General features: G+C 57.1%; 13 protein-coding genes. 6 read left to right on the plus strand and 7 right to left on the minus strand.

What is annotated here, in order from left to right; translation table 11 throughout:
* Window positions 1-62: 62 nt before the first annotated feature.
* Complete coding sequence (locus ABLU67_RS17425) at window positions 63-995, plus strand: LysR family transcriptional regulator (RefSeq protein WP_038424490.1); 933 nt, start codon at window positions 63-65, stop codon at window positions 993-995.
* 265 nt (window positions 996-1260) lie between these two features.
* On the plus strand, window positions 1261-3444 hold the full coding sequence (katG, locus tag ABLU67_RS17430; RefSeq protein ID WP_032695023.1) for a catalase/peroxidase HPI: 2184 nt from the start codon (window positions 1261-1263) through the stop codon (window positions 3442-3444).
* 50 nt (window positions 3445-3494) lie between these two features.
* Here the strand turns inward: katG and mgtU are convergent, their stop codons facing one another.
* From mgtU to ABLU67_RS17455, 5 genes are all read right to left on the minus strand, one after another.
* Window positions 3495-3581, minus strand: coding sequence for a magnesium transporter protection protein MgtU (mgtU, locus tag ABLU67_RS17435; RefSeq protein ID WP_251009858.1), 87 nt, complete (start codon window positions 3579-3581; stop codon window positions 3495-3497).
* A gap of 13 nt (window positions 3582-3594) precedes the next feature.
* Window positions 3595-3687: a protein MgtR gene (gene mgtR, locus ABLU67_RS17440; RefSeq protein ID WP_014229313.1), complete on the minus strand. Its 93-nt coding sequence runs from the start codon at window positions 3685-3687 to the stop codon at window positions 3595-3597.
* Window positions 3688-3705: 18 nt separating this feature from the next.
* A complete protein-coding gene (mgtA, locus tag ABLU67_RS17445) occupies window positions 3706-6438 on the minus strand; it encodes a magnesium-translocating P-type ATPase (RefSeq protein ID WP_348852415.1) in 2733 nt (910 codons plus the stop codon).
* A 155-nt stretch (window positions 6439-6593) separates the two neighbouring features.
* The gene (locus ABLU67_RS17450) at window positions 6594-7289 is read right to left on the minus strand and encodes an MgtC family protein (protein ID WP_025108277.1); all 696 of its coding nucleotides are present in this window, start codon (window positions 7287-7289) and stop codon (window positions 6594-6596) included.
* 412 nt (window positions 7290-7701) lie between these two features.
* Window positions 7702-8241, minus strand: a complete 540-nt coding sequence (locus tag ABLU67_RS17455) for an anti-virulence regulator CigR family protein (protein WP_032749146.1) — start codon at window positions 8239-8241, stop codon at window positions 7702-7704.
* Window positions 8242-8529: 288 nt separating this feature from the next.
* Between ABLU67_RS17455 and ABLU67_RS17460 the strand changes: the two genes are divergently transcribed.
* On the plus strand, window positions 8530-9939 hold the full coding sequence (locus ABLU67_RS17460) for an MFS transporter (RefSeq protein ID WP_009652270.1): 1410 nt from the start codon (window positions 8530-8532) through the stop codon (window positions 9937-9939).
* A 17-nt stretch (window positions 9940-9956) separates the two neighbouring features.
* On the opposite strand, the gene ABLU67_RS17465 is transcribed toward ABLU67_RS17460, so the two are convergent.
* Window positions 9957-11120 carry an MFS transporter gene (locus ABLU67_RS17465; RefSeq protein ID WP_348852416.1) on the minus strand — a complete coding sequence of 388 codons (1164 nt, stop codon included), beginning with the start codon at window positions 11118-11120 and terminating at the stop codon, window positions 9957-9959.
* A gap of 104 nt (window positions 11121-11224) precedes the next feature.
* On the opposite strand from ABLU67_RS17465, the gene ABLU67_RS17470 reads away from it, so the two are divergent.
* Window positions 11225-12124: a LysR family transcriptional regulator gene (locus ABLU67_RS17470; protein ID WP_232553323.1), complete on the plus strand. Its 900-nt coding sequence runs from the start codon at window positions 11225-11227 to the stop codon at window positions 12122-12124.
* Here the strand turns inward: ABLU67_RS17470 and ABLU67_RS17475 are convergent.
* Entirely contained in the window at window positions 12121-13026 is a 906-nt protein-coding gene (locus tag ABLU67_RS17475) for a LysR family transcriptional regulator (RefSeq protein ID WP_014229305.1), read from the minus strand. The two genes, ABLU67_RS17470 and ABLU67_RS17475, sit on opposite strands and share 4 nt — an antisense overlap.
* A 156-nt stretch (window positions 13027-13182) precedes the next feature.
* Between ABLU67_RS17475 and ABLU67_RS17480 the strand changes: the two genes are divergently transcribed.
* Together ABLU67_RS17480 and ABLU67_RS17485 are read left to right on the plus strand one after the other, a co-directional pair.
* Window positions 13183-13983 (plus strand): AraC family transcriptional regulator, encoded by an 801-nt coding sequence (locus ABLU67_RS17480; protein ID WP_348852417.1) that lies wholly within the window; start codon window positions 13183-13185, stop codon window positions 13981-13983.
* A gap of 85 nt (window positions 13984-14068) precedes the next feature.
* The gene (locus ABLU67_RS17485; RefSeq protein ID WP_014229303.1) at window positions 14069-14686 is read left to right on the plus strand and encodes a LysE family translocator; all 618 of its coding nucleotides are present in this window, start codon (window positions 14069-14071) and stop codon (window positions 14684-14686) included.
* The last annotated feature ends 33 nt before the right edge of the window (window positions 14687-14719 follow it).

Consider the following 14719-nt stretch of genomic DNA (forward strand, 5'->3'; position numbering starts at 1 on the left):
AAGCAGCGAAGTAATGTGAAAAACGATACAATCAGGGAAACACTTTTGCGGATATTGCATTAATGAGCGATGCGGGTAATGTGAATTTTCGGGCGCTACAGCTGTTTATCGCCGTCTATGACAGCCAGAGTTTCTCCGTGGTGGCGAGGCGGGAAGGCGTTTCGCCCTCGATGGTGTCGCGCGTCATTCACCAGCTTGAGGATGCGCTCGGCCAGCAGCTCTTTTATCGTAATACCCGGGCGGTGGTTCCCACCGAAGCGGGACGCCTGTTTGCCGAACATGCCAGAGGGCTCGGCGAACGGTTCAGCGTTGCCAGGCGCGACCTGCAGGACCGTCGTCTTGAGCCGGGTGGACTGGTGCGGATCAACGCCCCGGTCTATTTTGGCCAGCGCCATATCGCGCCGTGGCTGCCGGGGCTGACGCAGCGCTATCCACAGATGCAAATTGCGCTGGCGCTGACCGATGATTTTATCGATCCGCACCGCGAAGCGACCGACCTGATTTTCCGCATCGGCAGCCTGCCGGACTCCAGCGTTCATGCCAGAGTACTGGGTATGCAGCATCACTATCTGGTTGCGGCTCCAGACTATCTGCAGCGCTGCGGCACGCCGGAGAAACCGGAAGATCTTCGCCATCACAGCACGCTGGTCTACAGCGGTTCAAATGGACCTAACCGCTGGCTATTCCGCCTCGCGGAGGGAGAATGGGTTCACTATCCGCAAACGCCGCGGCTGGCATCAAATAACGCCGATGCGCTGCTGACCGCTGCGCTGGGAGGCATGGGGGTGGTGCTCTTTCCCGATTGGATGGTCAATGAAGCCATGGGGGCTGGAAGGCTGGTTCAGCTGATGCCTCACTACAGCGCGGCGATCGGCAGCAGCCCCTCGCCGGTGTCGGCGATCTACCCTCACGCCCGTCATCCTTCGTTAAACGTACGTGCGGTAATAGACTATTTTATCGACGTTTTTGGTACGCCTTTATACTGGCAGCGCTAAGCCGTTTTACGCACTAAAATTGTCGTAACTCAAACAATCGGTCTTCGCTGGCGGGGATGATGTCTTAACGATTCCTTTACGCGTATGTTACGACTATTGTGGTTGAGTCAATACTGAACAATCAATCATTGAACAATGATATATGTTCGGTTTTTACAAAGGCATTGAACGGAAATAACTATTAAATCCGTAGACTCATTCAAATATCGCTTATTGGTAGCAGTGTATATCGTAATGGCATTCACAAAAGCAAACGGAGCCTGATATGAGCACGTCAAACGATCCTTCGAATACCCCGTCGGCAGGGAAATGCCCTTTCCACGCCGAGACGGCGACGCCCACCCAGAGCGCGGGCGGTGGCACCGGCAACCGCGACTGGTGGCCAAATCAACTACGGGTGGATCTGCTGAATCAGCACTCCAATCGTTCAAACCCGCTGGGCGAACACTTTAACTACCGCGAAGAGTTTAAGAAGCTCGACTACTCGGCCCTGAAGGCCGATCTGCGCGCCCTGCTCACCGATTCTCAGGAGTGGTGGCCAGCGGACTGGGGTAGCTATATCGGGCTGTTTATTCGTATGGCGTGGCACGGCGCCGGTACCTATCGTACCGTTGACGGGCGCGGCGGCGCGGGCCGCGGCCAGCAGCGTTTCGCACCGCTCAACTCCTGGCCGGATAACGTCAGCCTCGACAAAGCCCGTCGCCTGCTGTGGCCGGTAAAACAAAAATACGGGCAAAAAATCTCCTGGGCCGACCTCTATATGCTGGCAGGCAACGTGGCGCTGGAAAATGCCGGTTTCCGTACGTTTGGCTTCGGTGCCGGTCGTGAAGACGTTTGGGAACCGGATCTGGACGTCGACTGGGGTAACGAAACCGAATGGCTGGCCCATCGTCATCCGGAAAGCCTGAATCAGCAGGCCATTGGCGCGACCGAAATGGGGCTGATTTACGTCAACCCTGAAGGCCCCAACGCCAGCGGCGACCCGCTCTCCGCCGCCTCCGCGATTCGCGCGACCTTCGGCAATATGGCAATGAATGATGAAGAGATCGTCGCGCTGATCGCCGGCGGTCATACGCTGGGCAAAACCCACGGTTCCGCGGTGACCAGCCACGTTGGCGCAGAGCCGGAAGCGGCGCCGATTGAAGCGCAGGGACTCGGCTGGGCGAACAGCTACGGCAGCGGCGCGGGCGCCGACGCGATCACCTCCGGTCTGGAAGTGGTCTGGACGCAAACGCCGACTCAGTGGAGCAACTACTTCTTCGAAAACCTGTACAAATATGAGTGGGTGCAAACCCGCAGCCCGGCAGGCGCGATTCAGTTCGAAGCGAAAGATGCGCCGGAGATCATTCCTGACCCGTTTAATCCGGAGAAAAAACGCAAGCCGACCATGCTGGTCACCGACCTGACGCTGCGCTTCGACCCGGAGTTCGACAAGATTTCCCGCCGCTTCCTTAACGACCCGCAGGCCTTTAACGAAGCCTTTGCCCGCGCGTGGTTTAAACTTATCCACCGCGATATGGGGCCGAAGTCCCGCTACATGGGCCCGGAAGTGCCGAAAGAAGATCTGATCTGGCAAGATCCGCTACCGGCGGCGGTCCACACCCCAACCGCAGAGGATATCGCGACGCTGAAAACCGCCATTGCCGACGCCGGCCTTTCGGTCAGCGAGCTGGTTTCCGTGGCCTGGGCATCGGCCTCCACCTTCCGCGGCGGCGATAAACGCGGCGGCGCCAACGGCGCGCGTCTGGCGCTGGAACCGCAGAAATCCTGGCCGGTAAACGCCATCGCGTCCCGCGTGCTGCCGACCCTGCAGGGGATTCAGCAGGCATCCGGTAAAGCGTCGCTGGCCGATATTATCGTTCTGGCCGGCGTGGTGGGCATTGAGCAGGCTGCCGCGGCGGCGGGCGTTCAGGTTAGCGTTCCCTTCGCCCCTGGCCGCGTCGATGCGCGTCAGGATCAGACCGATGTGGAAGCGATGGATCTGCTGCAGCCGCTGGCCGATGGTTTCCGCAACTATCGTCGCGTTGGCGGCGGCATCTCCACCGAAACGCTGCTGATTGATAAAGCGCAGCAGTTAACGCTGACGGCGCCGGAAATGACGGTACTGGTGGGCGGTCTGCGCGTGCTGGGCGCGAACTTCGACGGCAGCCGACACGGCGTGTTCACCGACCGCGTGGGGGTGTTGAGCAATGATTTCTTCGCTAACCTGCTCGATATGGGGACCGTCTGGAAAGCCGCTGACGAGCACGCTGAGCTGTTTATCGGCCGCGACCGTAAGAGCGGCGAAGAGAAATATACCGCGACCCGCGTTGACCTGGTGTTTGGCTCCAACTCCGTCCTGCGCGCCCTGGCTGAAGTGTATGCCTGCAGCGATGCGCGGCAGAAGTTCGTGAATGACTTCGTTGCCGCATGGACCAAGGTGATGAACCTCGACCGCTTCGATCTGTAATCCTTTCCCCGGCAGAAATGCTAAACCCGGGCCAATGGCCCGGGCTCCTCTTATCTAATCCAGATTGTCAGCAGAATAATGATGGCCGCAATAATCGCCACCTGAATAAAGACTTTATCCAGCGATCCTCTGCGCATCGCGCCCCCTTTTTCAGAACAGGATTTGCCAGATAGCCAGCAACAGCACCAGCAGACCCACCAGGAAAAATATCAGCGCGATGAGGGTGTCCGGAGAACGATTCATCTCTGCGCCTCCTTATCATCAGAACCACTGACCAAAGCGTTTGATATAGAAACGCTTCATGCCCTGCGCGACCAGGCAGTAGCTGAGCAGCGTCGCGATCAGCCACGGGAAGTAGCTCAGCGGCAGCGGCTCCAGCCCGACCATCGCCCCCAGCGGCGAGAACGGAATGTAGATGCCCATCGCCATAATGACCACGGTGGTGAGCAGCACCGGCAACGTCGCCCGACTCTGGATAAACGGAATTTTCTGCGTTCTCAGCATATGCACCACCAGCGTTTGCGACAGCAGCCCTTCAATAAACCACCCGGACTGGAACAGCGCCTGGGCTTCGACGTGATTCGCCGCAAACACGTACCACATCAGCGCGAAGGTGGTGATATCAAAAATGGACGACGTCGGGCCAATCCACAGCATAAAGCGGCCGATATTTTTCGCATCCCACTTGCGCGGCTTACGCAGGAATTCCTTATCCATCTTGTCCCACGGCAGCGAGAGCTGAGAGAGATCGTACATCAGGTTCTGGATCAGCAGATGAATCGCCAGCATCGGCAGAAACGGAATAAACGCGCTGGCCACCAGTACCGAGAAGACGTTGCCGAAGTTAGAGCTGGCGGTCATATTCAGATACTTAATGATATTGCCAAAGGTCTCACGCCCTTTGATCACCCCTTCTTCCAGCACCATCAAATTCTTTTCCAGCAGGATGATATCGGATGCCTCTTTGGCGATATCCGCCGCGCTGTCGACGGAAATACCGACGTCCGCATCGCGCAGCGCCGGCGCATCGTTGATGCCATCGCCGAGGAAGCCGACGGTGTGGCCGTTTTTCTGCAGCGTTTTCAGGATGCGCGACTTCTGCAGCGGCGTCAGTTTGGCGAATACCGAACGCGTTTCCACTTCGCGCTCCAGTTCGTTATCCGTCATCGCTTCAATCTGCGCGCCGGTCAGGATACCGTGGGCATCAATCCCCACTTCCAGGCAAATACGCGCCGTGACCACCGGGTTATCGCCGGTCAACACTTTGACCGCCACGCCGTTATCGCGCAGTGCGGTAATCGCTTTTCCCGCGCTCTCCTTCGGCGGATCGAGGAAGGTCAGCATCCCTTCGACCGTCAGCCCCTGCTCATCCGCGGCGCACAGCGGGGTTGTCAGGGCGGAGTCATCCAGCTTGCGGGTCGCGACCAGCAGCACGCGGAAACCCTGGGCGTTGTAATCCTGCGTTTTGGCTAACAGCAGATCGCGGCGGGTTTCATCCAGCGCAACCACGCGGTCGCCTTCGCGCAGATGCGTGGCCACCATCAGCATCTCTTCAACCGCGCCTTTGCAGATCAGGCTTTTATCGCCGTGGCGGACATCTTCCACCGACACCGAGACCCGACGGCGGACAAAATCAAACGGCAGTTCATCAAGCTTCACGAAGCGCTCTTTGGTCGCTGGCGCAATCCGCCCCTCGCCAAAGCGCAGCACCGCCCGGTCCATCAGGTTGCGCGCCCCGCTCTGGCTGCTGCTGTTGAGCCATGCCAGCGTCAGCACCCGGTCGCTCTCGCTGCCGCTGACGTCAAGATGATGCTCAAGAATGATATTGTCCTGCGTCAGCGTGCCGGTTTTATCGGTGCACAGCACGTCCATGGCGCCAAAGTTCTGAATGGCGTTCAGCCGCTTGACGATCACTTTGCGCCGCGACATGGCGATAGCGCCTTTCGCCAGGTTTGAGCTGACGATCATCGGCAGCATTTCCGGCGTCAGGCCCACCGCGACCGCCAGGGCAAACAGCGATGCCTCAACCCAGTCTCCTTTGCTGAAGCCGTTAATCAGCAGCACAATCGGCACCATCACCAGCATAAAACGGATCAGCAGCCAGCTGACGCTGTTTACCCCACGGTCGAACGCCGTCTGGGTGCGCGTACCGACAATGGACTTCGCCAGCGAACCAAACCAGGTGCGGTTTCCGGTAGCCACCACCACCGCCTGCGCCCTGCCGCTGGTCACGTTGGTGCCCATCAGACAGATATTGCCCATCTCCAGCAGGCTTTTATCTTTGTTCGGCTCGGGAAGCCTGTCGCACCCTTTGCCGGACACGCTGGCCAGAACGTCATACTTTTCCACCGGCAGCGATTCGCCGCTAAGTATCGACTGGCTGACGAACAGGTCCCGGGACTCCAGCAGGCGGACATCCGCCGGAACCAGATCCCCCGCCGCCAGGAAGATGATGTCACCGGGCACCAGTTCCTCAATGGCAATCTCCTCCTGCGCCGGCCCCATGTTACCAGGACCGCGACGCAGCACCGTCGCCGTAGTGCGAACCATGGATTTCAGCGCCTGCGCCGCTTTGTTGGTGCGAAACTCCTGCCAGAAACGCAATAACCCGCTCAGGCTGACCATCGTGACGATAATGATAATCCCGGTCAGATCGGTCTCTTCGCCGTTACGCAGCGGTAGCCAGTAATCGGTCACGAAGCTGACGGCGGCCAGCGCCATCAGGACATAGATAAACGGGTTATTGAATGCCTGCAAAAGCTGGATTAGCGCCGGCGGCGCCTGCTCGTGCGCGACTTCATTGCGGCCATATTCATTCAGCCGTTCAAGGGCATCTTCGGTGGTGAGCCCCTGACGGCTGCTGTTGAGCCGCGCCAGCGTATGATCCGGGCTGTTAAATGCCTCGGTTTCAATGGCGAAGCTTTTTTTATGCTGCTTATCATTTTCTGACGCAGACCGGTTTATTTTCCGGTTTTCTATTTTCATGTCAGTCATGATTATTCCTCAAATTTAAGACGTCGTTATCCCTGCATAATTGACTTATGCATAATTCATTTTTACGTTATTAAACGCTTATTACTTTAATTACCTGGGAATATCCATCATTCCCTCCTTAGACAAATCATTGCCAGAGTAGAATATCAGGGAGGCTAACTCCCCTCGACGCACCAGCGCACTGACGTAATGTTTTCGTCACCGCCAATTCTTGACATAATAAGGTCTCGCGCTTTGCGGGAGTCGGTATTACCAACCAGTTCGATGCGGATTTCTTTATGTCCTTGTTCTTTTGCTGCTATCGACACCAGCCCCTGCAAGCTGAGCGTCATCTCTTTACTGATATTAAGCAATAGCTGACGAATCGCGTTTTCATGTTCGCTATGACAGATAATATTCAGGACGTAGCATTTTTCTTCTTCTGTCGCGCCGGGGATCTGATTAATTCTCTGCGCCGCTTCGCGCAGTAGAATATTGGCGCACAGGATGATCAGCGTTGCCGCCGCCGCTTGCCAGAACTGGCCTAAGCCACACAGTACGCCAATCGCCGCAGAGCACCACAGGGTTGCCGCGGTATTCAGGCCGCGCACGTTCATGCCTTCCCGCATGATGACCCCGGCGCCGAGAAAACCAATTCCGGAAACCACCTGCGCGGCAATACGTCCCGGACTATCCGGCGATGTGGAGATAGAGCTCAGAATAAAAACCGCCGCGCCGGTGGCGACCAGCGCATTGGTGCGCAGGCCAGCCATCCGCTGACGCCACTGTCTTTCGGCGCCAATCAGCGCGCCCAACAGCATCGCGGCGAGTAAATTTGCGATATAAGGAAACATCAACATAGCTTCCTCCATTTTTGCTGGAAGAATTAACTACGTGCTTTATTAAGCACACGACAAATTGTCGCCAGAGAGGCGATTAACGTCGCGTTGACGGTGGAGGGAATAATGTATTTTTAAACATGAACATGACGATTATCCTCGCAGCTATGCTGCGTTATTTTTTATGGGATGCAATCGTCTGGATGAGGAGATTGCTGCCCGCCGGTTGGCAAGCAGCGCAGAAAAAATAGCGTCAGCTTGCCTTGATGTTTAAGTAAGGGTGACTGTCCAACATATTTCTCCTGTGTGAATTTGTGCTCATTATAGTCATTCAATTATTTGAGTAAAGTTAAAATCTCGCTTTAGTGACGATTTGTTTAGAATGACCTTAATGCGCTAAGCCTGCCCGCCAGGATTAACCCCGGCGCGAACCGGGGTTAATTCACTAGTCAAAGACGCCATTAATTATCGACGTCACGATCGCCGTACTCAGCGCGATCAGCACCAAATCCTGGCCCACCACGCGCCATTCATAGCCAGGATAGTAAGGCAGTTCGTTGAGCATCGATGCCGGAACCGCTTTTTTTGCAATCCCCGGAGGTAAGGGTTTACCGCGAGCCAGATTTTTGGCGATTCCCGGCGGCAGCGACTGATAGCCGGTTAAACCGTAGTTTACCGCCAGCGAACGCGCTCTGGAGAAGCTGATATCAGCGGAGACATGATCGGGTTTGCCGTAGTTTTTTCTCTGCCCCGAATTTCCTTCTTTATGACCCTGGTTGCCCTTATCAACGTTGTTTTTACCGCTATTGCCGTTGTTACCGTTATTGCCATGGTTACCGCTATTCCCACCACTGTTGCCATGGTTACCGCTATTTCCACCGCCGTTGCCACCGCCGTTACCGGGATTAGCGAAGACCGGCGTAGCCATCATTGACAGCGAAAGCGCCGCCGCCAGCGCTGCTTGTAAAATTTTCTTACTAGACATGATTATTTTCCTGAGTGGGAGTACTCGCTTTGAATGTAGGTGAATAACCTGAGCGCAACAATCTCTCGTTATCTTAAATTTATTTCAGGTCAAACTTAGCGGCCAGATGGTGAATTCCTTCAACCCGCGGTCGGGCCACAGGCGAAAACCAGCACACAACGCCAGCTAAACCACATTGGCATTATTTTATTCTGCAAATCTCTCTCCCCCGATGCGATTAAAAATTTAAAACCATTAACAATCAAATAACATTAGCAGGCAAACATTTTATCTGAGGAAAATAATAATATGTCTACCACCCAGGTTCTGGGCGACGCCGCGTTCGCCTCCCCAGGACATCCCCACTCCAGCCTGACCGCTCGCATCGATGCGCTCCCCGCCTCCGTTGGCCTGTGGTCTTTTATCACCCTCCTGGCGCTGGGCGGCTTCTTCGAGCTGTACGATCTTTTTCAGACCGGCTATATCAGCACCGGGCTGCTGGCAGAGGATATTTTCCATACCGGCGAGCAGGGTATCTTCGGTATCTCCGACCAGGCCGCCTTCGCGTCGTCCACCTTTATGGGGCTGTTTATTGGCGCCAGCCTGCTTGCGCCGCTGGCGGATAAACTGGGCCGCCGCCTGACGTTTATGTTTGCCCTCGCCTGGTACGGCGTATTTTCGCTGATGATGGCCCTGCAAAGCAGCGCCGAAGGGGTTATCTTCTGCCGCTTTCTGGTCGGAGTCGGTCTCGGCATTGAGCTGGTGACCATCGACACCTATTTAAGCGAATGGGTGCCGACGCATCTGCGCAATAAAGCCTTCGCTTTCGCCTTCTTTATTCAGTTTTTATCGGTCCCCGCCGTGGCGCTGATGTCGTGGCTGCTGGTGCCGATTACCCTTTTCGGCCTGACCGGCTGGCGCTGGGTGATCATCTTCGGCGCGCTCTGTTCGCTGATCATCTGGGTTATCCGCAAGAAGCTGCCGGAGTCGGCGCGCTGGCTGGATGAAAAAGGCCGCCACGAGGAAGCCCATAAGGTGATGTGCGAAATGGAACAGCGCTGCGGCGTTTCTCCCTCGCCACGCCACCAGGTTGAGACGCAGGATAACCCGCGCAGGCTGGGAAGCTTTAAAGCGATCTGGGCGCCGCAGTACCGCAAACGTACGATCATGCTGATGGTAATGAACTTCTTCCAGGCCATCGGCTTCTTTGGCTTCGGCAACTGGCTACCGGCCCTGCTTTCCGGTCAGGGGGCGAGCATCACCCACAGCCTGCTGTACGCGTTCTTTATTACCCTCGCCTATCCGATTGGCTGTCTGTTCTGCACCCGCTTCGTTCATCGTTTTGAAAACAAATGGCAAATTGTGCTTTCCGCGCTGATGACGGTGGTGTTTGGTACCCTGTTTGCCCTGCAGAACAGCCCGGTGCTGCTGGTGATTTGCGGGTTTATGATCACCTGGTCAAACGCCTGGCTGACCATTAGCTATCACGCCTACCAGGCCGAAGTTTTCCCGACCCACATTCGCGCGCGGGCGGTCGGCTTCTGCTACTCCTTTAGCCGGCTGTCGACGGCGATCACCAGCATTTTGATCGGCATTATTTTGCAATACGCCGGTACCCCAGGCGTGATTAGCTTTATCGTCGCCAGCATGCTGATGGTGATGCTGTCGGTGGGCATCTTTGGTCCGAAAACTCGCGGGATCAGCCTGGAGAATATTTGATGGTAGCCGCCGCCGGGTTAGCCGGCGGCGCGCGTGGCTAATCTTTTCTCCTGAACCCGCAGCAGCCACGGCAGCGGCAATGCGCTCAGGGCACAGAGCAGCAATATCCCCTGCATCGCCCGCTCGCCGTTGCCGTCAACCGAGAGCACCCACGACGAAAGCAGAAAGGCCGCTGCCGTACTTAATGACATCAGGGTATTCTGTAAAAGCGTAAACCCGGACCTGGCGCTATCCGCTGGAAAACGCATTGCCACAGCCGATGAGGCCACCAGACGACAGTAGGCGGCGGCCAGAAACAGCACCATAAACAGTGCGCCGCCGCGGTTGCAGGTAAAAGCGATGCTCAGGCTCAGTATAAACAGCAGACTGGCCAGCAGGCTGATGCGGTAGCCGCTGTAATGCTGGCATAGCTTGCCGGTGAGTTTAGTTGCGCATAGTCCGGCCACGCCTCCGCCGAAAAAGAGCCACGGCAATTCATCGCCGCTGGCCCCCATTTTCACCGTCAGTAACGGTATCAGCAGCGGAATGATTAACATCGGACTGAACTGCGCGAGCGCGTTGCCGGAGGCGTAAAACAGCACCGATGACGACCAGCGCAAACCCGCCTGACGGCTCGCCTCGATGGGTTGCTCCGGCAGCGCCAGTTGTATCAGCGGTAACGCGATTAAGCAGAGTCCGCCGATCGTCGCGGGGGCTATCTGCCAGCCGATTTTTGCACTGAGAAATAGCATCGTCGGCATACCGACAATACTGACCAGCGAGAATGCGGCAATCGTGGAGGCCAATGCCCGCGGGCGCAGGTGCGGCGGCATATTGTTGATTAACAGACTGCTGCCCACGCCCATTGTGGTCCCGCCAACCAGACCGGAAAGAAAACGCCAGAACAATAATACGTCAAACCGGGTGGTAGTCAGCGTCATCATCGTTAATCCCCCCAACAGGGCCATATTGCAGAGCAAAAAGCGCCGCGGTTTAACGTTACCGACCCATCGCCAGACGCTTACCCCAGCAATGACGGAAGCCAGCGTATAAACGCCGGTGACGTAACCCGCCTGGCTTACCGGCACCTGAAACGTCGGCGCCATCCAGGTAAATAAGGGATTAAAAATCATATATTCGAGGGCGTTGATGAATTGAACAAAGGCCACGATCAACGTTATTCGTACCAGATATCCGGGCATGTAAGACTCCTGACTATGTAATGCGGAGAGTCTAGCGTCTGGCAAAACCGGGCATAAGACGGTAAAAATGACGTTGTTAATTATCAAAATCGGGATAATCGTGAGTGAAAAAATTGGATCTCAACGCCCTGCGGGTCTTCGTCACCGTGGCGGAAAATGGCTCCTTTCGCGGCGGAGCAAAAGCGCTGCAGATGCCCTCATCGAACGTGAGCCGACAGATTTCGCAGCTTGAGGAGAGCCTTCAGCTACGCCTGATACAGCGCAGTACCCGGCACATGAAGCTGACCCCTGCCGGTCAGACGCTGGTCGCCAGTATGCGCCCGGTGCTGGAGCAACTTGCCGCTACGGAAGCTGAACTGACGCAGCAGCAGGCCGAACCCGAAGGGCCGCTACGCCTGTGTCTTCCGAACGAAATTGGCCCCTCGCTGTTTGCGCCGCTGATGGCGCAATTTGCCATGCGCTATCCAAAAATAATCGTCAGCTGTACCACGAATCTGGCGGGAATGGAGGTGTTAAAAGAGGATGTGGATATTGCGGTGATTATCACCCGCGGCAAAATGGAAGACGCCAGCGTCATTGCGCGCCCGCTCTTTTCGTTTCCCTGCTGCGTGGTCGCTTCTCCGCAGCTGATTGCCAGAACGGGTATGCCGACACACAGCGAGCAATTAACCGCGCTGCCCTGCATTACCACCGTCAGCGCCCTCGCGGGGCAAGCCTGGCAATTTGCCGCGGCGGACGGTAGCTTTAAAAAGGTTAACGTCAACGGGCACTATCGCGTCAACAGCGGCGAAATGGCGTTGCATGCCGCGCTTGCCGGCGTTGGCTTCGCTATTCTGGGGGAGAAACCCTGCCGCCCGTTTATCGATCGCGGTGAACTCCAGGAAGTCGCGCTGGAGCTGCCGCCGGCGCCGTTACAGCTCTCCGCCCTCTATCGGGAGCGCCACTTTATGCCCGCCAGAACGCGCGTCTGGCTTGAATTTATCCAGTCGCAGATGGCCAGCTAAGCGCCGTCAGCCGACTGGCGTTCGCTAAAAATCACCTGCGCATCGGCGAAGCATTTTTCCGCCAGCGACGACACCGGCTCTTTGTTGCGCATGATCAGCGCCAGCATCGAGTCGACCTCCGTCTCGGGGATCGGCCTGATTTCCAGATTATCGCTTAGCGCTTCGAGGCCGTTGTTCAGCGGCATAATCGCACAGCAGATCCCGGCCTGCACCGCCTGGATGATCTGAAACGTAGAGTCGCTTTCAAAAACGTATTTTGGCGCCAGCCCCTTGGCCTTAAAGCTCATCTCAATCGATTCACGGTAGTACATGCCCTTGGTCAGAAAGCCCAGCGGCAGCGCGGCCAGGGTATCCCACTCAGGCGTCGCGTCGGCAAACTGATAATGACGCCTATCGTGCAGCAGCCCCATGCGGGTATTCGGCAGCCAGACCACGTTGAACAGTTGGCTATCGACGTGGTGCAGATAGCAGATCCCCAGATCCAGCTGGTTGCGGCTAACGCCGTCGATAATCTGTTCCGAGGTCATGGACAGCAGACTGAACTGCAGCTCCGGGTATTTATCCGCCAGCGGCTTGATCAGCTGCATCGGATTCAGGCTGGCTAAAGGCACCATCCCGACTCTTAGCTGGCCGACCATCTGCCCGCGACAGATAGCCGCCTCCGCCTCCAGCCCGTCGTGCGCCGCCAGCAGCGCTCGCGCCCAGGCCAGAATACGCTCGCCCTCTGGGGTAAACCCTTCAAACCGCTGCCCGCGCTGAATCAGCGTCAGATTAAGTTCTTCTTCAAGATTGCGGATACGCATCGATAGCGTGGGCTGGGTGATATGGCAGGCCGCCGCGGCCTGGCCGAAATGTCGTGTTCTGTCGAGCGCAATCAGGTACTTAAGCTGTTTAATATCCATTATCATCCACTGTTTGCGCAATCTGCTGGCAGCGCAGCAGGCAAAATGTTAGCTAAATGTTATGTTCTGCGTTGATGAAATTCAAGCGCCGGTCGACCGTTGCTCGTCCCGCGTGCCTGAGGCTACACTCATGCTATGCCCCGGCAGGAGAAACCGTTGAAAACTCGCCTTCATCACGTTCAGCAGCACCGGCTCACCATGCCGGGACTGGAAGCCATGTCGTTAGTCACGGAACAGAGTTTTCCGCGCCATTCCCACGACCAGTTCGGCATCGGGATTTTCACTCAGGGCGCGCAGCGTTCGTGGAGCCATCTGGGCAAAATTGAGGCCGCCGCCGGAAATATCATTATGGTTAATCCGGGGGAGATGCACGACGGTATCCCGCTGAATGGCCCGCGCAGCTGGCAGATGATCTATCTCGATCCCGAGCGGGTTGCCGCTGAATTTCAGGGGGCGATAAAGGCCGAAGATATTCTCCTGCGCCCGGTGGTCGAGGACCCGCAGCTGCGCGGACTGATGCTGCGGCTGTTTAGCGAGATTGTCGCCAGCGCCCCCGAGAATACCGCCGTAGAAGAGGCGCTACTGCTCTGCCTGATGCGGATGAGCCGATACCATCTCTGCGCACGGCGGCCTGATAAAAGCGGTACCCCCTCCATCGCGCTGGCCAGGCAATATCTCGATGATGCCCCCGAAGAGAAAATCTCTCTCGAGGAGCTTGCTACCCTCTGCGGTCTCAGCCGCTTTCAGCTGATCCGCGGCTTCGCTCGCGAAACCGGCATCACGCCGCACGCTTATCTGGTACAGGCCCGCCTGCGCCTGGCGCGCCGCCTGCTCGCCGAAGGTCACTCCCCCGCCGATACCGCCTTCATGGCCGGCTTTGCCGATCAAAGCCATCTGACCCGCGCGTTTCAAAGGCAGTTCGCCATGACCCCAGGCAGCTATCAGGCGAGCCGCTAGCCGACGTTGTGCAATTTTGTTCAATACCGGCGCGCGGCTTTTTGAAATACTCAGGGCCTCGATTCTCTGCAACAGGAATGACATCATGGCGTTCATCACCCCTGAGTTTCTTTTGACTTCGCTGATTGTGGTCATCGCCCCCGGCACCGGGACGCTTTACACCATTGCCACCGGCCTGGCGGCGGGCAGAGGCATGAGTTTTGCCGCGGCCTTCGGCTGCACGCTGGGCATTATTCCGCATATGCTGGCGGCGATAACCGGGCTGGCGGCTATCCTCCACAGTACCCCCGGCGCCTTCGAGCTGGTGAAGTACGCCGGCGTCGCCTGGCTGCTGTACCTCGCATGGGCCACCCTGACCCAGCGCGGCAGCCTGAACGTGGAGGGCGTCGAGCAACGCAACCCGCGCCAGGTCATCAGCCACGCGATTCTGATTAATTTGCTTAACCCTAAGCTGCCGCTCTTCTTTCTCGCCTTTCTGCCGCAGTTTATCCAGCGCGGCTCGGCTTCGCCGATCGGGGAAATGCTGATCCTGAGCGCCGTTTTTATGCTGATGACGCTGCTGGTTTTTATGCTCTATGGCGCCTTTTCGGCGGCGATGCGCGGATACGTGCTGTCGCGTCCGCGGGTGTTACAGGGGCTGAGAGCCTGCTTTGCCGCCGGTTTTGTCGGGCTGGGGATTAAGCTGATTCTGGCGCAGAGGTAGCGATTTTGCCCACGACGCGACGATCGCTGCGGG

The sequence above is a fragment of the Klebsiella sp. GN_Kp190 genome, assembly GCF_040061795.1.
Classification (GTDB): domain Bacteria; phylum Pseudomonadota; class Gammaproteobacteria; order Enterobacterales; family Enterobacteriaceae; genus Klebsiella; species Klebsiella michiganensis.

Bases quoted from the DNA above. Each gene is read 5' to 3' on its own strand.
- ABLU67_RS17425 (WP_038424490.1), top strand. From the start codon at position 63: ATGAGCGATGCGGGTAATGTGAATTTTCGGGCGCTACAGCTGTTTATC.
- katG (WP_032695023.1), top strand. From the start codon at position 1,261: ATGAGCACGTCAAACGATCCTTCGAATACCCCGTCGGCAGGGAAATGC.
- mgtU (WP_251009858.1), bottom strand. From the start codon at position 3,581: ATGCGCAGAGGATCGCTGGATAAAGTCTTTATTCAGGTGGCGATTATT.
- mgtR (WP_014229313.1), bottom strand. From the start codon at position 3,687: ATGAATCGTTCTCCGGACACCCTCATCGCGCTGATATTTTTCCTGGTG.
- mgtA (WP_348852415.1), bottom strand. From the start codon at position 6,438: ATGACTGACATGAAAATAGAAAACCGGAAAATAAACCGGTCTGCGTCA.
- ABLU67_RS17450 (WP_025108277.1), bottom strand. From the start codon at position 7,289: ATGGAGGAAGCTATGTTGATGTTTCCTTATATCGCAAATTTACTCGCC.
- ABLU67_RS17455 (WP_032749146.1), bottom strand. From the start codon at position 8,241: ATGTCTAGTAAGAAAATTTTACAAGCAGCGCTGGCGGCGGCGCTTTCG.
- ABLU67_RS17460 (WP_009652270.1), top strand. From the start codon at position 8,530: ATGTCTACCACCCAGGTTCTGGGCGACGCCGCGTTCGCCTCCCCAGGA.
- ABLU67_RS17465 (WP_348852416.1), bottom strand. From the start codon at position 11,120: ATGCCCGGATATCTGGTACGAATAACGTTGATCGTGGCCTTTGTTCAA.
- ABLU67_RS17475 (WP_014229305.1), bottom strand. From the start codon at position 13,026: ATGGATATTAAACAGCTTAAGTACCTGATTGCGCTCGACAGAACACGA.
- ABLU67_RS17485 (WP_014229303.1), top strand. From the start codon at position 14,069: ATGGCGTTCATCACCCCTGAGTTTCTTTTGACTTCGCTGATTGTGGTC.